The organism is Pseudomonas syringae pv. cilantro, assembly GCF_001293775.1.
GTDB classification, from domain to species: domain Bacteria; phylum Pseudomonadota; class Gammaproteobacteria; order Pseudomonadales; family Pseudomonadaceae; genus Aquipseudomonas; species Aquipseudomonas syringae_P.
The window spans coordinates 15,335-37,356 of sequence record NZ_LGLN01000066.1; the positions used below are offsets into that span (position 1 = coordinate 15,335).

Below are 22,022 nucleotides of genomic sequence, written 5' to 3' on the forward strand. Positions count from 1 at the left end.
AAATTATGACCACATCACCTTTCATCAACCCTCCCCACCCCCGCCTCCTCCGGCACCCGCGCCCTGGCCTCTTCCGCCGACACCGGCACCACCAGATACTGCCGATACGCCCGGAACGCTTCTAAAGCAGAGGCATCCTGCGGGCGATAATCTTCGCCACTCGACTGTTGCCGATTCGCGACACATGCCCTGCCGATCACACTCGTACAGGCATCGCTCGTGGCGACTGAAGCCGAATCGAACAGGGCGAACGCCGTGCCCGGTTGATCCACATAATTGAACAGCGGATGAGCCACGTTATCGAAGTCATTTCCTTCAACCAGCAACAGTGAAGACGACGTCCGCGACATGATTGCGCCTTGATAAGTCATGCGCTGGAAGACGTTGTTGACCAGTTGCGCACGAACTTGCGCATGGTTCATTCCTCCGGAATGAGGCGTTCTGCCGGAGGTATCGTGAACGTAGTTTCTCGACAGCGTCAGCGTGTCCTGGCTGCCGAGGAACAGCCAGACCCAGTAATGATGACCGTCGCAGGTAGACGAGTATGGCGTACGGCCATCGAATTCATTATTGGAGATGGTCACGTGGGACGCCGCTCCCCAGCCTGTCACGATCATCTGTCTGCCGACGCGTGCGAAGGTGTTGTGATCGATCCATACGCCATCGGCCTTGTTCAGGGTGAGTGCATCGCCGCCCCAAACGACACTTGGATTGATATCCGAAAGCGTCAGGTTGCGAATGATCACGTTATGCGCGCCGCCACCAATGAACAGCCCAGCGCCCTGAATGCCTGCCTTGTCGCCGACTCCGATCAGCGTCTTGTTCGAGCCGACTTTCAGGGGCTTCAACCCGGCGTTGTCGTAGGTCACTATGGATGGCGGCCTTGAGTGGCAGAAGTTATTGGCACCATTGAGTGCAAATTGCTCACCGCCCTGCGGGCAGGGTTTCACGATGCAGCCAGGCTCGGTGGTTTCGGCAAGGCCATTAACAATCACACTTCCGCGAAAATCGAACAGGTGGTCCAGGACAATCACTCGCGGCGTATCATCGGTGCAGACACCACGCGAGTTGCGAGATGCACAGAGCGCTGATCGAAGATCATCCAGGGTCGCGGGATGCACGGCGGCGGCAGAGCCACCGCCGGTTACCTCTTTGGCAAAGCCTTCCGGTTTGTCTGCTGCCTGCACGTACGACGCACCTGACAGGATAAAGGTGAACGTAACGGCGCATCTCACATAGCCGCAATGCAAAAGAGCGCGCAGTGGCCTCATCGGTTGACCTTTCAGACAGGTTCGCGGAAATCGCGAGGATGGGCTGAATGCTAAACGCACAGTGGCGTGACGTACTCGGGTTTTATGACTTTTGTCAGCTTTCGTTCAGGCATCTCGCTTACAAAAACGTCAGCTCCATCCTGAGGCTGTCAATCCCGCAACCATGCCCGTCGGCTTCCACCGAAACCACGGCAAAGCCCAGACTCGAGTAGAACCCCTGAACATGCTGGCTGGTGTTGATGTAAGCGCGGGTGACACCCGGCAAAGCACTCATGACGTCAAGCCGGGCCTGGGTGAGAAACCTGCCTAGGCCGCTGCCGTGGCGACTGCTGTCGACCATGCCCCAGGTCAGTTCAGCCACCGACGGGTCTGACAGCACCAGGTAGCCACCGCACGCCACGACCTCGCCATCTCGCTCGACAACGAAGTAGTGACCCAGCGGCGCCATCAGGAAACAGGCGAATTGCTCGCGCTCTGCCGGATCAAAATAACGCGGGACGTTGGTGTCGAAGATATCCAGACAACGATCCCGATCTGTTAGGGTCTGTTCCCGTTTCANAACGGGAACAGACCCTAGGGTGTAGGGCCGAAGCATGTCCATTTACAAGCCTGTACGGTGTCGATAATCAAAGCGCCTGGCGAAATATATCCTGAATCTGTTCAAGATCCGCCGGGCGCGGGTTGGTCAGCCCGCAGGCGTCTTTCAGCGCGTTGGCAGCAAGCATCGGGAAATCCTCTTCTCTGACGCCCAGCGCCGTCAGGCCTGGCGGAATGTCCACGTCGGCAGACAACGCACGGATAGCCTCAATGGCCGCCTGAGCGCCTGCTTCCGGAGACATGCCGCGACTGTTGGCGCCCATCGCATGCGCGACGTCAGTCAGGCGCGCAGCACTGACGCTGGCGTTGAAGCGCTGAACATGCGGCAGCAGAACAGCATTGCACACGCCATGCGGCAGATCATAGAAGCCACCCAACTGGTGCGCCATCGCATGCACGTAGCCCAGCGACGCGTTGTTGAAGGCCATGCCAGCAAGAAACTGGGCATAAGCCATGTTCTCGCGAGCCACGATGTTGGTCCCATTGTTAACGGCTTCACGCAGGTTGTTGGCAATCAGCGCCATGGCCTGCAACGCACAGGCGTCAGTGATCGGGTTGGCGGCGGTAGAGACGTAGGCTTCGATGGCGTGGGTCAGCGCGTCCATCCCGGTGGCAGCCGTGAGCGATTTGGGCATCGCTACCATCATGTTCGGGTCGTTTACCGACAACAGTGGTGTGACGTTGCGGTCGATGATAGCCATTTTCACGTGACGGGCTTCGTCGGTGATGATGCAGAAGCGTGTCATCTCGCTGGCGGTGCCAGCGGTGGTATTGATGGAGATCAGCGGCAATTGCGGTTTGGCCGAACGGTCGACACCTTCGTAATCGCTGATATGCCCGCCATTGCTGGCGCACAGCGCAATCCCCTTGGCGCAGTCGTGGGGTGAGCCGCCGCCCAGAGAGATCACGAAGTCGCATTGCCGCTCTTGCAACAGCGCCAGACCAAGCTCGACGTTTGCGATAGTCGGGTTGGGCCGGGCACCGTCATACACCACCGAGTCGATACCCTGCTCCACCAGCAATCCAGCTACCTGACTCGCCACGCCGGCCTTGGCCAGCCCGACATCAGTGACGATCAGGGCCTTGTGAAAGCCGTACTTGCGGATGGCTTGCATCGCTTCATTTATACAACCGGTGCCGATGATGTTCACAGCGGGGATGAAAAAGGTGCTGATCATGACGGACCTCGTGGCAGGCGCGGGTGCCTGGGTAATAGCCCAAGCATCCGCCTTGCGCGAGGTACAACCATTGATCCAGAGCAATGAAGCCGTCATTCGAAGAACCGCTGGTCGCAGACTGTCGGCCGCGACCGCTCTCTTCAGTCCGGATACTCTTCAGTTCAAGAACCCATCGGCCCGAAGCAGGGTTTCCAGGCAGTGCTCAGTGATGCCGTAAAACGTCTTGAGTTCTTCGATGCGCGCCAGCAGCGAGGCCGGTGTTTCAGGCCCGGCGCGTTTGACGGCGAGGATCATTTTGTTCTTGTTGGTGTGTTCCAGGGAGATGAATTCGAACACTTTGGTGTCGTAACCGCAGGCTTCCAGCAACAGCGCACGCAGGCTGTCAGTCACCATTTCCGCCTGCTGGCCCATGTGCAGACCGTATTGCAACATCGGCTTCAACAGCGTCGGGCTCTGGATCTGCAAGCGGATCTGTTTGTGACAGCACGGCGAGCACATGATGATCGAGGCGCCGGAACGAATGCCCATATGAATGGCGTAGTCTGTCGCGACATCGCAGGCGTGCAGCGCAATCATCACATCCAGCGCGCTGGGTGCCACAGTGCGCACATCACCATGCTGAAAAGTCAGGCCGGGGTATTCGAGCGCCGCAGCAGCGGTATTGCACAGCGTCACCATGTCTTCACGCAGCTCGACGCCGGTCACCTGGCCTTTGGCTTGCAAGGTGTTGCACAGATAATCGTGGATGGCGAAGGTCAGATAACCCTTGCCCGAGCCGAAGTCTGCGACCTTGATCGGCTGATCGAGCTTCAGCGGCGATGAACTCAGCGCATGGGAAAACACTTCGATGAACTTGTTGATCTGCTTCCACTTGCGCGACATGGCCGGAATCAGCTCATGCTGCCTATTGGTGACGCCAAGATCGGTCAGGAACGGCCGGGTCAGCTCCAGATAGCGCATCTTCTCGCGATCATGCCCTGCTGAAGGAGCCTGACGCTCCTGCTGAGCCTTGCTTTTGGCCAGCATGGTCTTGCCCTTCTTGCTGAATTCCAGCTGGACTTCGTCGCTCAATGACAGCAGGTGCGCGTTCTTGAACGATTCAGGTATCAGGCTGGCAATAACAGCCACCGCCTCGGCAAGCGAAAAGTTCTTGGTGATATCGCGCGTTTTGTAGCGATACACAAAGCTCAGGCACGGCTGCTCCTTGACCGTCAGCGGCTTGATGATGATCCGCTGCAAGTCGGTTTCGCTGCCCACGTATTTGGCCAGGACCAGCTTGATCAACGAGTTCTGCGACAGGCTGGTGTCCAGCAGGCCAAGGAACTGCGCACGGTGGTCGTACGCAGCGACGGATGACGTGGGGGTAATCACTGACATTAAAAATGTGCCTCAGGCGTCCCGTCCGGGACTCGAAAAATCAGACCGGCATTTTAGGCGCGTCAGCCCATCATGGGCACCCCTATTTTTCAGCGACTACACACACTGTTCGCACTGCCCTACACGCCAGGGCGAAACGCACACAATCGGTAAAATAATCCGTACCGAAAACCACGGGCCACTACTTGTACCGCACAAAAACATCTTTATAGTCGCCCTGACTGATTACACGTAATCAGATCACACCTCTGGAGACTAGTTACTCCAACAGAATAACCCGCACAAGGAACGTGCATTATGTTGAGTCAAGCAGCACTACTGGAAAACGAAGACATCGCACGGGTTACGTTAAAACCCGTAGAGTACTTGAGCGCCCTACTCGAAGCTAAAATAGAAGGCGGCCGGAGCGATGCACTTATTGTCACCAAGGAAGACATCCTCAGTCTGAAGCGTTACGAGCGTAACGCCCTGAATATTCCCACCTCGCTTACTCGTGTCGAACAGCAATTGGGTTTTAAGAGAAGTGGCATTCCCGGGCTTGAGCCTAAAGATATGCTGGTGACTTACCGGGCAATCAATAATCATGGCAAGAGCTGGCGGGGTATCGAGGATGCCATCAAACGTAGCGGGTTCGCCATTGACATGTTTGCCTCACAATTCCCGGGGCAGGGCCAACAGATCATCAACTACATCGAAAAGATGGACTTTGCCAGACAAATGGATCTGAGCATTGCCGACTTGACCATTGAAGAGGTTCGCGAAATAACGCCGTCTCCATTAGGTGAAACCGACCAAAGGGTCTGTATCGCGCTGGCAGAATTCCTGAAAAGAATCGCCTCTCAGATAAAGGATCACCAGCACGCCGCAGCAACGCTCACGCACAACATCGACACGTTCAGCAACGTCCTGAGCGTGCAACTCATTCCCGGTATCAACGACAAGGCAAAATTGGCAGCGCGCTCGAACCTGAGCGAGCAGATCAAGGAGCTGGAAAACGATATCGAGCAACTGACGACGGAAATCGAGCAGAAAAACAAAGAGTATAAAAACGCAATAATAAATATTGCCGCGGGTGGTTTAGGCGGGCCCATCGGGATCGCTATCTCGGGGGGTATTTTTGGCGCCAAAGCGGAAAAAATCCGAAAAGAAAAAAATCGGCTGATCGCTTCCAAGAATCAGAAAGTTGAAACACTCAAGGAAACAGTTCCTTTGGTCGCCGCCGTGCGCAGCCTGCAACTACTGTTTGAAGATATGAATATTCGTATGTTGGGCGCTCACCAGAGCGCCACCAATCTAAGAGACCTCTGGACCCTGCTGGCCGCGTACATCGACAAATCTGCAAGTGATTTGGCGGCGATCACGGATGATCAGAAACTTTTAAACTTCACCCTGACGTTCCAAGGCGTCATCACACCCTGGCTGACAATAAAAGGCATGACGACTCACTTACTGAAAGTATTTAACGATGCGCTGGATCAGTTTAAACGTGAACAACAACCCGGCATTACAGGACGATAAGCATGAGCACTGAAACCTTGGGTGAGGCATTGATTCTGACCCCTCCCAACACTGAAATTATGAATGCCGCCCGCCAGAACATTCTTGCGCAAGTCGCCGCGCTGAAGCTGGATTTTCTGCCGGTCATGAAAGAAAAAATGCGGCCGCTTCAAAACGCATTGATGAGTGCAGACAAGGCCTATCGCCAAGCGCTGGCAACCATCACCGTACAGTTGAATAGTGTCAACCTGAAGCCCATCGATCAGAAACAACAGCTGATTGAGGCCGATGCAAGGCTCAGCGACACACAGAAACGACAAGCGATCAGCATGCTGAACGGGCACCGCATTCGGCAGATATCGAATCTCACTGCCGAGGTGCGCCGCAGCGCTCAAACCATTGCCGAACACAGCGATGATATGGCGCAGATCAACCTGAAGCTGGAAGGCAATCGTTTGCTGGAAACACTCCAGCAACAGATCGACAGCATGACCCAACGCTCGGCCAGGCTGGAAAGCGCGATGGCTTTAATTGCTGAAGACCGACGCCTGCTCGACACCACCATCAAGACATATGAAAAATACAACCTTGCCGACGTGTTCAAGGAAATGTTGCCCACTGCCGAGGAGCTCAAGCTGGTCACCATGCCATCGCCAGAACTCGCACTGGTCACTGCCGGGATTGCCAGACTCGGCAAACTCCTCGACAAGGTCAGCAGCGCTCTGAAGTACCTTGATCTTATTGAAGAACGCGACAGGCTGAGGCTGCGCTATAACGCCATGCTTGAAGAGTCCCGCACTGTCAGTCAGGAAGCAAAGGCTACGGCGGAAAAACTCGATGAGTTGACTGAACTCGCGGGCGTCAGTCAGAGCAAAATGCTTTGGGTAGAAGAAGCGAAAAAGGTATACCGATCGTTCTACAACTTTCTGGATCAGATCAACTCGCAAGATGACTCGTCGGCGTTGATCAGCCAGCAGGTCGAACAACTGAGGACGTATATGAAATCGTTCTACGACGTAAAACGCGTCGTCTGATATAAGCTTTCAAAAAAGGCAGGTGCCGATCTTGTCGGCGCCTGCCTTCTTTGCTTCTAGCCCAGCACGACCAGTCTGTTGGGCAGTTCGTTCTTGCCGTGGGTCACTGGCACGTGGTCGGCGAGCAACTCGCCACAGGCGTGAATACACCCCAGAAACCCCTGCAGGATCTGCCCGTCCCGGACCTGTTGAGTAAACACATCGACCATCGCCTTCCACGTATCGTCGTGCAAACGGTTGGCGATCCCGTGATCAACCAGAATTTCGACATAACGCTCGGCTTCGCTGACGAACACCAGAATGCCGGTGCCGTCGTGGGTCTTGTGCAGGTTTTGCTCAAGAAACTGCCGACGGGCGAGATTGCCTGCACGCCAGCGCCTGACTGATACCGGGACCAGAAAAGCGGTCACTTTCGGCACCCGACACACCAGCGCCACGACAATGAACGTACTCATCTGCGCGAGCATCAACTCATCCGCGCTCAGCCACTGCAGGCAGTAGTTGATCGTGCCTGGCAGCAGCAGACCGATCAGGCCGGCCCAGATCAACGGCATGTATGCGTAATCATCCGCGCGCGCTGCCAGTACCGTGACCAGCTCGGCATCGGTGCGCTGTTCGACGCGATCTATGGCCTCGGCGACCTGTCGCTGTTCTTCTTTGCTCAATAACGCCATGGTTCCCTCATTCCTGAAATGCCCGATTACCAGTTCCCTGAAGCGCCCCCGCCACCGAATCGGCCGCCAGCCTCACGGCTCGCACCACCTCGCGCAGGCCGACCAGCGGAACCGCGCCTGATGCTGATGACCACGATGCCCAGCACGATGAGGGTCAGCACGATTGCGATCAGCCATACCTGATCGTCGTTGACCTGCTCTTCATTAACTGCCAACTGCTCCGCAGGTTCGGGGTGGTCGGGTATCTGCCCACCCAATGCAGTGATGATTGCCTGAGCACCTCGTTCTATGCCGGCCGCAAAATGGCCATCGTCGAACTCGGGCATCATCAGCATATCGATGATCAGTGCGGCCTGAGCTTCATTGAGACGATCTGCCAGCGCAGCGCCCACCTCCATGGATACCTTGCGCTTGTCGCGGTAGACCATCAGCAAAACACTTTTGGCGGCACCGTGCTGCCCCAGCCCCCAGGCAGTGCCGAGCCTGGAACCGAATTCTTCGATGCTTGCGCCTTGCAGATCAAGCAGGGTAACCACCACCACGCGTTCGCCGGTCGCCTGTTCATGGGCGCGCAGCAGCCTGGCCAGGCGCACTGCAGTCTGACTGTCGAGCATTTGTGCAGCATCCACCACGCTGCCTGTCATAGGCGGAAACACCAGCGCGGGCTGGTCTGCCTCGGCCCGAAATATCCCTCCAAACAGAATTACCACGTACAACACCAGCCGTGAAACACCCTTCAAAACCAGACCTCCAGTGCTTTTTTGTCTCTGTTGAAACGACGCGCCTTAGCCAAAACACAAGTTCCCCGGCATAATCCACCCGCGACGCCGCGTACCGGTCAGTCGCTGAGCAGACAGGGTTTGTACAAAAATCCATCAATCAACCATTTTCGTACATACCTTGGGGGAAACTTCGTACAGTGATGCGGATAGCCACTATCCTTGCGCCCTGCCCGAACCATAACGCCAAAGGTCCATAACCCAAAAACTGGCTGTCGACATTAAACGCGAGTTACCGACAAAAGCCTTGAGAAATTATTCATGAATAAGCTGTGTTTATTAAGTTTGCTGGTCGGCATGGCCAGCCAGTCAGTGGTGGTGGTCCAGAATGCCGCCGCTGCCGACAATACAACGCTTCAGGCCAAGAATGCTTTCATCGGCAAACTGATGAAACAAATGACTCTGGACGAAAAGATCGGTCAGCTGCGACTCATCAGCATCAGCTCGGAAATGCCTCAGCCGCAGATTCTCAAGGAAATTGCTGCCGGAAGAATCGGCGGCACGTTCAACTCGATCACCCGCTCTGAAAACCGTCCGTTGCAGGAAGCGGCGGTCGCCAACAGCCGCCTGAAGATTCCGATGTTCTTCGCCTATGACGTGGTTCACGGTCACCGCACGATTTTCCCGATCAGCCTGGGCATGGCCGCCAGCTGGGACATGGACGCAATCGCGACAATGGCCCGGGTTTCCGCCAAAGAAGCCAGTGCCGACAGTATCGACATGACGTTTGCGCCGATGGTCGATATTTCCCGCGACCCACGCTGGGGCCGCAGTTCCGAAGGTTTCGGTGAAGACACTTACCTGGTGTCTCGTATCTCCGACGTGATGGTCAGGTCGTTTCAGGGCAAAAACGTTGCCGCCAACGACAGCATTATGGCTGCGGTCAAACATTTCGCCTTGTATGGCGCAGTGGAAGGCGGACGTGATTACAACACGGTGGACATGAGCAAAACGCGCATGTACCAAGACTACCTGCCGCCCTACAAAGCCGGTATCGATGCCGGTGCTGGCGGCATCATGGTCTCGCTCAACTCGATCAACGGCATCCCGGCGACCTCCAACACATGGTTGATGCAAGACCTGTTGCGCAAGGACTGGGGCTTCAAGGGCGTGACCATCAGTGACCACGGCGCGATCAAGGAATTGATCGAGCACGGCGTGGCCAAGGATTACCGCGAAGCCGCCAAGCTGGCGATCAAGGCGGGCGTCGACCTGAGCATGAACGACGTGGCCTACGGCGAGCAGTTGCCGGGGCTGGTGAAGGACGGCGAGGTTTCCATGAAGGAAATCGACAGCGCCGTGCGTGAAGTGCTGGGTGCCAAATACGACATGGGCCTGTTCGCCTCGCCTTACGGGCGCATTGGCGTTGCCGCCGATGATCCGGCCGACACCTATTCCGATGACCGCCTGCACCGCGCCGAAGCTCGCGACGTGGCCCGCAAGACGCTGGTCCTGCTGAAAAACCAGAACGACACCCTACCGCTGAAGAAACAAGGCACCATCGCGGTCATCGGCGGACTGGCCCAGAGTCACCTCGATACGCTCGGCAGCTGGTCGGCAGCGGGTCGTCCCAACCAGTCGGTCACCGTGTACGAAGGCCTGGCCAACGCCGTCGGCGACAAAGCCAAACTGGTCTATGCCCGTGGCGCCAACGTCAGTGACAACGAGCACGTCCTCACTTACCTTAACTTCATCGAGAAGGAAGTGGAGATCGATCCACGTCCGGCGCAGGAAATGATCGACGAAGCGGTCAAGGTTGCCGAACAGTCCGACGTCATCGTTGCCGTCGTGGGCGAGTCGCGCGGCATGTCGCACGAATCGGCCAGCCGCAGCAGCCTGAATATTCCGGGCAAGCAGCGTGATCTTATCAAGGCGCTCAAAGCCACTGGCAAACCGCTGGTCCTGGTGCTGATGAACGGTCGTCCGCTGGTTCTGGTCGACGAACAGGAACAGGCCGATGCCATGCTCGAAACCTGGTTCCCGGGCACTGAAGGCGGCAATGCCGTGGCTGACGTGCTGTTCGGCGATTACAACCCGTCGGGCAAGCTGGCCATGTCATTCCCGCGCTCGATTGGCCAGTTGCCGGTCTACTACGCTCACCTGAACACCGGTCGTCCGTATCATGAAGGCAGCCCTGGCAACTACACCTCGCACTACTTCGAGGAGCCGAACGGTCCGCTGTTTCCATTTGGTTATGGCTTGAGCTACACGCAGTTCGATGTCTCGGACGTCAAGCTGTCGAACGCCAATATGCAGCGCAAGGGCAAGCTGACGGCCAGCGTTACGGTGAAGAACACCGGCAAGGTCGCGGGCGCCACCATTGTGCAGCTGTACCTGCGCGATATCGCGGCGTCGATCAGCCGTCCGGTGAAAGAACTGAAAAACTTCGAGAAAGTCATGCTTGAGCCAGGCGAGGAAAAGGTTGTCACCTTCACCCTCAGCGAAGACGACCTGAAGTTCTACAACACTGAACTCAAGTACGCCGCAGAGCCGGGCGAATTCAAGGTCATGATCGGCCTCGACTCGCAGACGGTGAAAGAAGCGACGTTCACTCTGTTGTAACACCCCTCCAAGGCGTATTGGCCAGCACCCGCCTGCCAGTACGCCTGTGGATTCCGTTCAGGCTGCACCATGACGATCAAGCATCGCTACTGGCGACTTTCTCTGTACGTGCTGCTGATTCTGGCGGGTGCCGCCCTGTCGGCCAGTCTGGCGATGCGTCAGGCGCAGCGCCACGCACTGTCGGAAGATGCCGTACGCGGCAGTGGGCAACTGGCGTTGTACGCCAACACCCTGCACACCCTGATCGAACGCTACCGCGCCCTGCCCTCGGTGCTGGCACTGGACCCGGAAATTCGCGCAGCGCTAAGCCATCCGGTGACCGAAGACGTGCAACGTGCACTCAATCTCAAACTGGAAAAAATCAACAGCGCGGCCCACTCGTCGACCCTCGAACTGCTTGATGCCAACGGGCTGGCCATCGGCGCGAGCAACTGGCGCACGCCCAACAGCTATGTCGGTCACAACTACGGCTTTCGACCTTACTTCCTGCAAACCCGCGCCAATGGGACCGGGCGCTTCTACGCGGTCGGCGTGACCACGGGGATTCCCGGCTACTTCCTGTCCAGCGCAGTGGTGAACGATGCAGGCGTCTTCAGTGGCGCGATGGTCGTGAAACTGGAGTTTCCGAACCTTGAGCAGGAATGGGGTCAGGGTGACGACCTGCTGCTGGTCAGCGATGAAAAGGGCATCGTGTTTATCGCCAATCGACCCGACTGGCGTTATCACGAACTGCTGCCGATCTCCGTTGCTGGCCGGGCCGATCTGCTGCGCACTCGCCAATATGACAAAAAGCCTCTGTCTCCGTTGCGCAGCCGGGTTATTGATCGCTTTGGCATCAACAGCCACTTGAGCCGTGTCGAAGGACCGGATGGCACGGCTGACTACCTATGGCAATCACTGCCGCTGCCCGACGAAAACTGGACCCTGCATCTGCTGCGCAAGCCAGCGGCCGCCAGCGAGGACGTGCGCAATGCCGGTCTGGCCGCAGCGGGCATCTGGCTGGCACTGGTGTTTCTCGGCCTGTTTCTTTACCAGCGCTGGCGGCTGGCGCGATTGCGCGAACGCAGTCGGGACGAACTGGAGCGCCTGGTGCAGGAGCGCACCCGCGACCTGCAAACCGCGCAGGACGGGCTGGTGCAGTCGGCCAAGCTGGCTGCACTGGGACAGATGTCGGCAGCGCTGGCCCACGAAATCAACCAACCGCTGACGGCCCAGCGCATGCAACTGGCAACCCTGCGCCTGCTGCTCGATCAGGGCCGCATCGACGAAGCCTGCAAGGCGCTGAATGCAGTGGACCAGCAACTGACGCGCATGGCGGCCCTGACCGGCCACCTGAAAACCTTCGCGCGCAAAAGCCCGAGCGGTTTGCGCGAGCGGCTGGACCTTGCCACGGTGGTCGATCAAGCCTTGCTGCTGCTGGAACCACGCTTGCGCGAAGAAGCTGTCGACTGCGTGCTGCACCTGTCGCGTCCGGCCTGGGTGCGCGGCGATGCGATCCGTCTGGAACAGGTGCTGATCAATCTGCTGCGCAACGCACTGGATGCCATGCGCGATTGCAGCACACGCCGCCTGGAAGTCCGTATCGATGCGCGCGACGCGCAGTGGCTACTCAGCGTCAGTGACACCGGGACCGGCATCGCGCCGGAAAACCTCGCCAGTATTTTCGATCCGTTCTTTACCACCAAACCGGTAGGCGATGGTCTGGGCCTCGGTCTGGCCGTATCGTACGCCATCATTCATCAACTGGGCGGGCAACTGAGCGCAGAAAGCCATGCCGACGGCGCGGTGTTCTGGTTCTGCCTGCCCAATGACGCTCTGGAGACCTGACCCGGCATGTTGAACTCGGTCATCGTGGTAGACGACGAAGCGCCCATCCGGCAAGCCGTCGAACAGTGGCTGAGCCTGTCGGGTTTCGAGGTGCAGGTGTTCGCCCGCGCCGAAGAGTGCCTGAACAGCCTGCCGGAACACTTTCCCGGCGTGGTACTGACCGACGTGCGCATGCCGGGCATGAGCGGTCTGGAACTGTTGAACCAGTTGCAAGAGCTGGACCGGGACTTGCCGGTCATTCTGCTGACCGGGCATGGCGACGTGCCGATGGCGGTCGAGGCCATGCGCGAGGGCGCGTATGACTTTCTGGAAAAGCCGTTCAGCCCTGAGACCCTGATCAGTAACCTGCGCCGCGCCCTGGAAAAACGCCAGCTGGTGCTGGAAAACCGGCGTCTGCATGAGCAGGCCGACGCCAGGACACGCCTCGACGCGACCCTGCTCGGCACCTCGCCCAGCCTGCAAACCCTGCGCCGACAGGTGTTGGAGCTGTCGCAACTGCCGGTCAATGTGATCATCCGGGGCGAAACGGGCAGCGGCAAAGAACTGGTCGCCCGCTGCCTGCATGACTTCGGCCCGCGCGCAGGCAAACCTTTCGTGGCACTCAACTGCGCGGCCATCCCGGAACACCTGTTCGAAGCCGAGCTGTTCGGCCATGAAAGCGGCGCGTTTACCGGCGCGCAAGGCAAGCGCATCGGGCGTCTGGAGTACGCCGACGGCGGCACCGTGTTTCTCGATGAAATAGAGAGCATGCCGATGGCGCAGCAGGTCAAGCTGCTGCGCGTGCTGCAGGACAAGCGCCTGGAGCGATTGGGCTCGAATCAGAGCATCGAGGTCGACCTGCGGATCATTGCGGCGACCAAGCCTGATCTGCTTGAAGAGGCACGTGCCGGGCGCTTTCGGGAAGACCTCGCGTATCGCCTGAATGTAGCCGAACTGCGCTTGCCGCCCTTGCGCGAACGCCGGGAAGACATCCCGCAACTGTTCAGCCATTTCGCCAGAACCGCCGCCGAACGCCTGAGCCGCGAGGCACCGCCCCTCAGTGTCGCGCGCCTGAGCCAGTTGCTCAGCCATGACTGGCCCGGCAACGTTCGCGAGCTGGCCAATGCGGCCGAGCGTCAGGCACTCGGCCTGGAGCTGACGCCTTCCGAGCCTGACAGCCCGACGCATGGGCAATCACTGGCGGCCCGTCAGGAAGCGTTCGAAGCGCAATGCCTGCGCGCCTCGCTGACCCTTCACAAAGGCGATATCAAGGCCGTGCTGGGCGAGTTGCAACTGCCGCGCCGGACTCTGAACGAAAAAATGCAGCGTCATGGCCTGACGCGGGAAATGTTTCTCAACTGAAGGTTCCAGGCACTGCGCACGTCTTCTTCAGGGCAGAACCGAACATTTCGGTTTGCACCGGGTCTGCTTACTGATCGCGGTCGCATTCGATAGCGGTCGCTGAGTCAGACAAGGCATAATGACACCATTCCTGCTTTAACCATTCAGCTCACTTTGGCAGTCCGAAAGATGGGGCATTTTCTACCGTGAATACTCCCCTCGACCTCCCACTGGGAGGCGGCGAAATGGGCCGATTTATCCGCGAGACCGACTGGTCGACGTCTGCGCTGGGGCCAAAGCATGCCTGGCCTGCTGCTTTATTGTCGTCGATGAACCTGATGCTCAGTTGCCCGGACAGCATGTACTTGCTCTGGGGGCGGGACTTCATCCTGTTTTTCAACGATGCCTATTGCCCGGTTCTGCCCGTCGAGGTGCAACAGGCGCAGGGGCAGCCTATCGCCTCTGTATGGGGCGATGCATGGGAAGCGGTTCGACCGCTGGCCGAGCAGGCGCTCGCCGGTCACAGCTGCCGGTCGGACGATATTCAGCGCACCGTCGTGCGCGGTGGCAAATCCGTACAGACCTGGTGGTCGCTGTCCTACTCACCACTTTATGGTGACAGCGGTCTGATCGAAGGCGTTTTCAGCCGGGTTAACGAAACCACCTCTCAGGTTCTCGCCGAAGCCCGGCAAAATGAAAACGAAGCGTTTACTGACCGGGTTCTGTCGAGCATCAATGACTGCATCAAAGTGCTGGATCTCGACTCACGTCTGACGTTCATGAGCGAAGGCGGTCAGCGGATCATGGAAGTCAGCGACTTCAACGCCATTCGCGGCTGTCCGTGGCCGGATTTCTGGCAAAACCAGGGCAATCTGGACGCCATCGCCGCAGTCGACGCCGCCCGCGCCGGTCGAAGCGCCAGCTTCATGGGCTCGGCGCAGACGCTGGGCGGCAACGTCAAATGGTGGCATGTGCAGGTCAGCCCGATTTTCGGCAAGGACGGCAAACCGGAGAAGATCCTCTGCGTCTCCAGGGACATGACCCAGCTCAGGGATGCGGAAGAAGCGTTGTTGTCGCTGAACGAAACCCTCGAACAGCGCGTTATCGAGCGCACCCAGGACCGCGACCGCATCTGGCGGCTGTCGACCGATCTGATGCTGGTTGCGCAGTTCGACGGCATTATTTCGGCGGTCAATCCGGCCTGGACCCAGGCATTGGGCTGGTCGGAAGAACAACTGCTCGACAGGCAATTCCTGATGCTGGTGCACCCTGATGATATCGACAGCACCCTGGCCGCGATGAGCGGGCTGGAGAACGGTCAGAGCATCCCTCATTTCAAGAACCGTTACCGTCACAAGGACGGCTCGTACAGGACCATCGCCTGGACGGCGGTGCCGGACAAGCAGTTCATTCACGCCGTCGGTCGTGATATTCAGGCCGAAGAAGCCGCCAACGAAGCGCTGAGGGTTTCTCAGGAAGCGCTTCATCAAGCCCAGAAACTGGAAGCCATCGGCCAGTTGACCGGTGGCGTGGCACACGATTTCAATAATCTGCTGACGGTTATCCGCTCGTGTAGCGACTTGCTGAAGTCCACCAACCTCGATGAAACGCGCCGCATGAAATACGTGGAAGCGATTTCCAGCACCGTCGACCGCGCGGCGCGCCTGACCGGCCAACTGCTGGCCTTTGCCCGCCGCCAGGCCTTGCAGCCGGAAGTCTTCGATGTCTGCAAAAGCGTGGCGCGCATCGGCGAAATGATGGATACCCTGACCGGCTCACGCATTCAGGTACACATCGATCTGCCGCCAGAGCCGTGCTTTATCTTTGCTGATGGCAGCCAGTTCGACACCGCGCTGGTCAACATGGTGGTCAACGCCCGCGATGCGATGGCGGGCTCCGGCCGTCTGACTATCAAGGTCGAATGCTCGGCCTGCTCTTCTGCCGAACTGGCCCCTTCGCTCAGCGAGGGCGACTACGTGACGGTGTCCTTGACCGATACCGGGTCGGGCATCCCCAAGGACAAACTGGGGCTGATCTTCGAGCCGTTCTATACCACCAAAAGTATTGGTCAGGGCACCGGGCTGGGCCTGTCTCAGGTGTTCGGCTTTGCCAAGCAGTCGGGTGGTGAAGTGCTGGTCGAAAGCGAACTGGGCAGCGGCAGCCGCTTCACGTTATGCCTGCCCAGCGCGCAGGACCATGAGCCGGTTCCGGAAGACGAGAACTGCGAGCTCAATGCGCCCTCCGGCCTGTGCGTATTGATGGTCGAAGACAACCAGGACATCGGCACCTACACCCGGCCGATGCTCGAACAACTCGGTTTTCAGGTGCTCTGGGTATCGAGCGCCCGCGAAGCCCTGCAAGAGCTGTCCGGCAACCCTGAAAACTTCCACGTGGTGTTTTCGGACATTGCCATGCCGGGCATGAGCGGACTGGAGCTATACGCAGAAATCGAAGCGCGCTACCCGTGGATGCCGGTGGTGCTGACCACAGGCTACAGCACAGAATTTGCCACGATTGCTCAAGACGAAACCCATCGCTTCGATCTGTTGCAAAAGCCCTACTCCAGGGAAGATCTGGCCGCGCTTCTGCACAAGGCCGTGTGCCGCAACGGGGAACCGAAGCACTGATTACTCGTTTACAGGCGGCACAGACCGCCTTGATTTAGAATCACGCCAAATTTGAGGCAGGGAGCATTTTTGAGATGATCGTCGGAATTGACCTGGGCACCACCAACAGCCTGGTCGCGGTATGGCGCGACGGCAGCAGCCACCTGGTTACCAATGCCCTGGGTGAAACGCTCACCCCGAGCGTGGTCGGGCTGGACGATGAAGGGCATATTCTGGTCGGCAAGGCGGCACGTGAACGTCTGCAGACCCATCCGCAACAAACCACGGCGCTGTTCAAACGCTACATGGGCAGTGCCCAGGAGATTCGTCTGGGCGCCGAGACCTACCGCCCGGAAGAACTGTCGTCGCTGGTCCTAAAGAGCCTGAAAGCCGACGTCGAGCGCGCGTTCGGTGAATCGGTAACCGAAGCGGTGATCAGTGTTCCCGCATATTTCAGCGATGCTCAGCGCAAGGCAACGCGCATCGCCGGTGAGCTGGCCGGCCTGAAAGTCGAAAAACTGATCAACGAGCCCACCGCCGCAGCGCTGGCGTACGGGCTGCATCAGAAAGAAGGCGAAACCTCGTTCCTGGTGTTTGACCTGGGCGGCGGGACGTTCGATATTTCGATTCTCGAGTTGTTCGACGGTGTGATGGAAGTGCGCGCCAGTGCGGGTGACAACTTTCTCGGCGGCGAAGACTTCGATCGGTTGCTGGTCGACCACTTCCTGAACCTGCACCGCGACGAAAGTGACTTCCCGGCCAAGGAACTGGTCACCCCGTCGCTCAAGCGTGAGGCCGAGCGTGTGCGCAAAGCGCTGGGGCAGGAAGACAGCGTTGACTTCGTGCTGCGTCATGCTGATCGGGAGTGGCGCAAAACCATCACCCAGGATGAGATGACCGAACAGTTTGCACCGCTGCTGGCCAGGCTGCGTGCACCGATCGAGCGCGCCTTGCGGGACGCGAAAATACGCGTCGCCGATCTCGACGAGATCCTGCTGGTGGGCGGCACGACGCGCATGCCTTTGATCCGCAAACTGGCGGCCGGGATGTTCGGGCGTTTTCCGGCCATCATCCTCAACCCGGATGAAGTGGTCGCGCAAGGTGCTGCGATTCAGGCCGCACTCAAGCAGCGTGATGCCGCGCTGGAAGAGGTCGTGCTGACCGACGTATGCCCTTACACATTGGGCATTGAGACCACGCAATACGTGTTCAATGGCTATCAGCCGGGACATTACCTGCCAATCATAGAGCGCAACAGCGTGGTGCCGGTCAGCCGGGTGCGCACGGTTAAAACGGTGACCGACAATCAGGAACACGTGCTGCTTAAGATCTTTCAAGGCGAAAGTCGTCTGGTCAAAGACAACATCGCCTTGGGCGAGCTGAATATTCCCGTCCCGAAGGCCAAGGCCGGCGAAGTCGAGCTGGACGTGCGCTTCACTTACGACAACAACGGTCTGCTGGAAGCCGACGTCCTGATCCAGATGACTGGCGAAAAGCACAAGCTGGTGATCGAGAACAACCCTGGCGTCATGACCCCTGCCGAGATCGAGGAACGCCTCAAGGTGCTGGAAGCGCTCAAGGTTCATCCGCGTGAACGGCAGGTCAATACTCACCTGACAGCCCGCCTGGAACGGCTCTATCAGGAGTATCTGGGCGAGGCTCGGGAAACCATCGGTGTCTGGGCGGCGCAGTTCCAGCGGGTTCTGGAAACCCAGGATGACCGGCAAATCAGTGAAATGCGCAAGCAGCTCGAACAGGAAGCCGACCGTTTTGAACGGGGTGAGTGGTGATTGCAATGGATTGCTGGGGCGTACTGCAACTGCAAGACGACGCCGATGAACGCAGCATCAAACGGCAATACGCCAGACTGCTGAAAACCACTCGGCCGGATGATGATCCTGTCGCGTTCCAGAGGCTGCGCGATGCGTATGAGCAGGCGCTGGAGCGGGCCCGGAATCGTATCGAATACGACAGCCAAGGCGACGAAGCATGGTCGTTTGCAGGTCAGGAGTCGCCAGCTCTGGATACACCCGCACTGCGGGTACAGCCGCACGATCAGGCGCTCTCCAGCTTCGACGGCACCAATGCTCCGGTGCGCCCGGCGATAGAGCTGAACTGGTATGAGCAAGCGTCTCGAACCACGCCGGACAACCTGCATTCACAACACCAGCTCGCCAGGGATCAGGGCTGCGACGAGGTGTTCCAGCAACACCTGGCGCGCCGCTGCCTGCTGGACCCGGAAGACAACCTGCCGCTGATAGAAGCCGCGGTAGAGCAGCTGCACTGGCTGACACCCTGGCAGAAGGTGCAGCTCAGGGCGCACCAGTCAAACCGACTGACTCAGGCACTGCTGGAAAGCTCGGTTCAGCCCATGCACGCGCTGCTCGAAAGCAACGAAGAGCGCGCCTTTCTCGATGCGTTGAAGACACTTCAGCAGCAACCCTGGCTGGCTTCTTTTGATCGGCAGGAGCAACTGGAGCAGTGGACCATGACGCTGCTGCTCAACAACCATCACTGGTCGCCCGCCCTGTTCGAACGTCTGACCCATCTGTTCGACTGGGACAAGAAGCACGATGTGCATACCGGGCCGATGTCGCTGTGGATGAACCTGGTCCGACGCTGTGAAGAGAAAGCCTTTATCGCCCGTCAGTATCAACTGCTCGCGGGGCCGCCAGACACGCCGGAAGCGGCCGCAGCGCACCTGATTCTGCAGCCGCCGCCGCTGAATGAAAGACTGCGCATGGCAAGGCTGGGTGATCAAGCGCTTTGGCAAGCCTGCGAAGCACTCGCGTCTGATCTGATTCATCGCTTTCCGGAGGCCATACATTGGTTTCCAGAGGTTGATGTGCAGTCGTGGCGAAAATTGCCGAAGCAGGTGTCGTTCAACACTAATCTCAGAACGTACCTGTTCAGCGCATTGGCGACGTTGACGACAGTCAATCTGAATCCTCCGACCACAAAAGATCGATGGAACGAAATACTTTCCGTTGTACTTACCGTCCCCGTTTTCACGATACTGGCTGTCGCCGTTTTCATGCGCGCCTGGCGCCCTGCTTCTGCAATGTTCAGCTCAATCGATATTCGCTACAGCAAACGCCTGCTTCCCGACTTCCTGAGCTGGCCCGGTCATCAGGCACTGCTGCTGCGCCACGGACTGCCTCTAGCGTTGTTTGGCGCGGCGTTCATATCATTAGGACCGCTGATTGCTCTCTTGTATCTATCCATCGTAGCGCTATGGATCATTCTGTCGCCTTACCGAATGTCCCTGTTTCAGGATGCGGTTTCCCGGCGAACCGGTGGCTGGCAGGGCATCAATGCCTTCGCCGCCCGGAACACCTTCACAGGCATTATGGTCCTGATGGGCGTAATGCTCGCCTTTGTTGGGGCAGTGATTATTTTCAAGGCCGTACACGGCAATTAGCTCCTTGCGCCCCTCCATCAGCAAGAATCCGCCTATTCGTTCGGCACCTATAAGCGGATTCTTGCTCATCGAAAAATCGCAACCCCTCTGGCACGGGCTCTCAGGGTGTGGCACAGCTCCTGCTATGGAGCTGGTCAGGGCATCGAATGCCTCTTCCTAAAAATAATGAATTCAAGGAACACCATGGACACCCCAAATCCCGCCTCCAATGGGTCAACGGCTCCTGCCGTTGGCCAAAAAACCACTTCCAGCCGTCTCAAATCGATCTTCAGTGGCTCGGTCGGCAACATGGTCGAGTGGTACGACTGGTACGTCTACGCCGCTTTTTCGCTGTACTTTGCCAAAGCGTTCTTCCCCAAAGGCGACACCACTGCGCAACTGCTCAACACCGCCGCCATCTTTGCGGTCGGCTTTCTGATGCGGCCGATCGGCGGCTGGCTGATGGGGCTGTATGCCGACTACAAGGGCCGCAAGGCCGCGCTGATGGCCTCGGTGCTGCTGATGTGTTTCGGCTCGCTGATCATTGCACTGACACCGGGCTATGAAAGCATCGGCGTAGGCGCGCCGATCCTGCTGGTGTTCGCCCGATTGCTGCAGGGCCTGTCGGTCGGCGGCGAATATGGCACTTCGGCGACTTACCTCAGTGAAATGGCGACCAAAGAGCGTCGCGGCTTCTTCTCCAGCTTCCAGTACGTCACGCTGATTTCCGGCCAGCTCATCGCACTGGGTGTGCTGATCGTGCTGCAACAGACGCTCACCACCGAACAGCTGTATGCCTGGGGCTGGCGCATCCCGTTTGTCATCGGTGCCTTGTGCGCAGTGGTAGCGCTGTTCCTGCGTCGCGGCATGGAAGAGACCGAATCGTTCACCCGCAAGAAGAAGGAAAAGCGCAAGGAAAGCCTGATGCGCACGCTGATGCGTCATCCCAAGGAATTGATGACCGTCGTCGGCCTGACCATGGGCGGCACCCTGGCTTTCTATACCTACACCACCTATATGCAGAAATATCTGGTCAACACGGTCGGCATGAGCATCACCGACTCGACCTCGATATCGGCTGCGACGTTGTTTCTGTTCATGCTGTTGCAACCGGTGGTCGGCGCGCTGTCCGACAAAGTCGGTCGCCGCCCGATCCTGATTGCCTTCGGCGTGCTGGGTACGTTGTGCACGGTGCCGATACTGACCACGTTGCACACTATCCAGACCTGGTGGGGCGCGTTCTTCCTGATCATGGCGGCGCTGATCATTGTCAGCGGTTATACGTCGATCAACGCCGTGGTGAAGGCCGAACTGTTCCCTACCGAAATCCGCGCACTGGGCGTGGGGCTGCCGTATGCGCTGACCGTGTCGATCTTCGGTGGCACGGCGGAATACATTGCGCTGTGGTTCAAGAGTGTCGGCATGGAAACCGGTTATTACTGGTACGTCACCGCCTGCATTGCCTGCTCGCTGCTGGTCTACGTGTTCATGAAAGACACGCGTAAACACTCGCGGATCGAGACTGACTGATCGGGTAAGGTTCACCACGACTTTCGTGATCATGCTCCGCGTTGGAATACAGTTTTTGACGCGGAGCATGATGAGCGGGAGGTGTGCGAACTCATGTTTTTCTGTGCGTACCCAGTGCTCCGCGTCACACGCAAACCTGACCTGTCATTACAAGCATCATCATCGGCCGCATTAATACAACAGCCTTAATCCCTCCTTTCTCTCACAAAGCACTTGAAACAAGACGTTTCAGAACGGTGCGATTTTTTGATGTTTTTCAACTTTAAGCTGTTGAAAATAATTCATTTATATTTTGTCAAGAGGGTTTATTACAAGATTTTTCAACAATTGCACCACAACAAAGCAGCTCTGCCTGCAAGGCCCGAAATCA

Annotated in this window: 15 protein-coding genes; 9 read left to right on the plus strand and 6 right to left on the minus strand. The window is 58.1% G+C overall.

The annotated features are described in order from the left end of the window. Positions 1 to 14: 14 nt before the first annotated feature. The 4 genes from ABJ99_RS16880 to ABJ99_RS16895 all read right to left on the minus strand — a co-directional run bounded on the left by ABJ99_RS16880 (position 15) and on the right by ABJ99_RS16895 (position 4,423). Entirely contained in the window at positions 15 to 1,271 is a 1,257-nt protein-coding gene (locus ABJ99_RS16880) for a pectate lyase family protein (RefSeq protein ID WP_054086792.1), read from the minus strand. A 118-nt stretch (positions 1,272 to 1,389) separates the two neighbouring features. Next, positions 1,390 to 1,872 carry a GNAT family N-acetyltransferase gene (locus ABJ99_RS16885; protein ID WP_054086793.1) on the minus strand — a complete coding sequence of 161 codons (483 nt, stop codon included), beginning with the start codon at positions 1,870 to 1,872 and terminating at the stop codon, positions 1,390 to 1,392. Between the two features lie 25 nt (positions 1,873 to 1,897). After that, positions 1,898 to 3,046 (minus strand): L-threonine dehydrogenase, encoded by a 1,149-nt coding sequence (gene yiaY / locus ABJ99_RS16890; RefSeq protein ID WP_054086794.1) that lies wholly within the window; start codon positions 3,044 to 3,046, stop codon positions 1,898 to 1,900. Positions 3,047 to 3,202: 156 nt separating this feature from the next. Next, entirely contained in the window at positions 3,203 to 4,423 is a 1,221-nt protein-coding gene (locus ABJ99_RS16895) for a class I SAM-dependent methyltransferase (protein WP_054086795.1), read from the minus strand. A gap of 297 nt (positions 4,424 to 4,720) precedes the next feature. Between ABJ99_RS16895 and ABJ99_RS16900 the strand changes: the two genes are divergently transcribed. Both ABJ99_RS16900 and ABJ99_RS16905 read left to right on the plus strand, forming a co-directional pair. Next, a complete protein-coding gene (locus ABJ99_RS16900; RefSeq protein WP_054086796.1) occupies positions 4,721 to 5,941 on the plus strand; it encodes an alpha-xenorhabdolysin family binary toxin subunit A in 1,221 nt (406 codons plus the stop codon). Next, on the plus strand, positions 5,938 to 6,954 hold the full coding sequence (locus ABJ99_RS16905; protein WP_054086797.1) for an alpha-xenorhabdolysin family binary toxin subunit B: 1,017 nt from the start codon (positions 5,938 to 5,940) through the stop codon (positions 6,952 to 6,954). The genes ABJ99_RS16900 and ABJ99_RS16905 overlap by 4 nt, the downstream gene beginning before the upstream one ends. Positions 6,955 to 7,010: 56 nt before the next feature. Here ABJ99_RS16905 and ABJ99_RS16910 read toward each other — a convergent pair whose 3' ends face one another. Together ABJ99_RS16910 and ABJ99_RS16915 are read right to left on the minus strand one after the other, a co-directional pair. Continuing rightward, a complete protein-coding gene (locus ABJ99_RS16910; protein WP_054086798.1) occupies positions 7,011 to 7,628 on the minus strand; it encodes a TPM domain-containing protein in 618 nt (205 codons plus the stop codon). Between the two features lie 26 nt (positions 7,629 to 7,654). Further along, positions 7,655 to 8,368, minus strand: coding sequence for a TPM domain-containing protein (locus ABJ99_RS16915; protein WP_054086799.1), 714 nt, complete (start codon positions 8,366 to 8,368; stop codon positions 7,655 to 7,657). A gap of 300 nt (positions 8,369 to 8,668) precedes the next feature. Between ABJ99_RS16915 and bglX the strand changes: the two genes are divergently transcribed. The 7 genes from bglX (at position 8,669) to ABJ99_RS16950 (ending at position 21,652) form a co-directional block, all read left to right on the plus strand. Next, positions 8,669 to 10,969 carry a beta-glucosidase BglX gene (gene bglX / locus ABJ99_RS16920; protein WP_054086800.1) on the plus strand — a complete coding sequence of 767 codons (2,301 nt, stop codon included), beginning with the start codon at positions 8,669 to 8,671 and terminating at the stop codon, positions 10,967 to 10,969. Between the two features lie 69 nt (positions 10,970 to 11,038). Beyond that, a complete protein-coding gene (locus ABJ99_RS16925) occupies positions 11,039 to 12,796 on the plus strand; it encodes an ATP-binding protein (protein ID WP_054086801.1) in 1,758 nt (585 codons plus the stop codon). A gap of 6 nt (positions 12,797 to 12,802) precedes the next feature. Further along, on the plus strand, positions 12,803 to 14,137 hold the full coding sequence (locus ABJ99_RS16930) for a sigma-54-dependent transcriptional regulator (protein ID WP_054086802.1): 1,335 nt from the start codon (positions 12,803 to 12,805) through the stop codon (positions 14,135 to 14,137). A 224-nt stretch (positions 14,138 to 14,361) separates the two neighbouring features. Further along, positions 14,362 to 16,743 (plus strand): PAS domain-containing protein, encoded by a 2,382-nt coding sequence (locus tag ABJ99_RS16935; protein ID WP_080378194.1) that lies wholly within the window; start codon positions 14,362 to 14,364, stop codon positions 16,741 to 16,743. 74 nt (positions 16,744 to 16,817) lie between these two features. Further along, positions 16,818 to 18,512: a molecular chaperone HscC gene (locus ABJ99_RS16940; protein WP_054086803.1), complete on the plus strand. Its 1,695-nt coding sequence runs from the start codon at positions 16,818 to 16,820 to the stop codon at positions 18,510 to 18,512. A gap of 5 nt (positions 18,513 to 18,517) precedes the next feature. Beyond that, positions 18,518 to 20,143, plus strand: coding sequence for a J domain-containing protein (locus tag ABJ99_RS16945; protein ID WP_054086852.1), 1,626 nt, complete (start codon positions 18,518 to 18,520; stop codon positions 20,141 to 20,143). A 183-nt stretch (positions 20,144 to 20,326) separates the two neighbouring features. Continuing rightward, complete coding sequence (locus ABJ99_RS16950; RefSeq protein WP_054086804.1) at positions 20,327 to 21,652, plus strand: MFS transporter; 1,326 nt, start codon at positions 20,327 to 20,329, stop codon at positions 21,650 to 21,652. Positions 21,653 to 22,022: the final 370 nt, after the last annotated feature.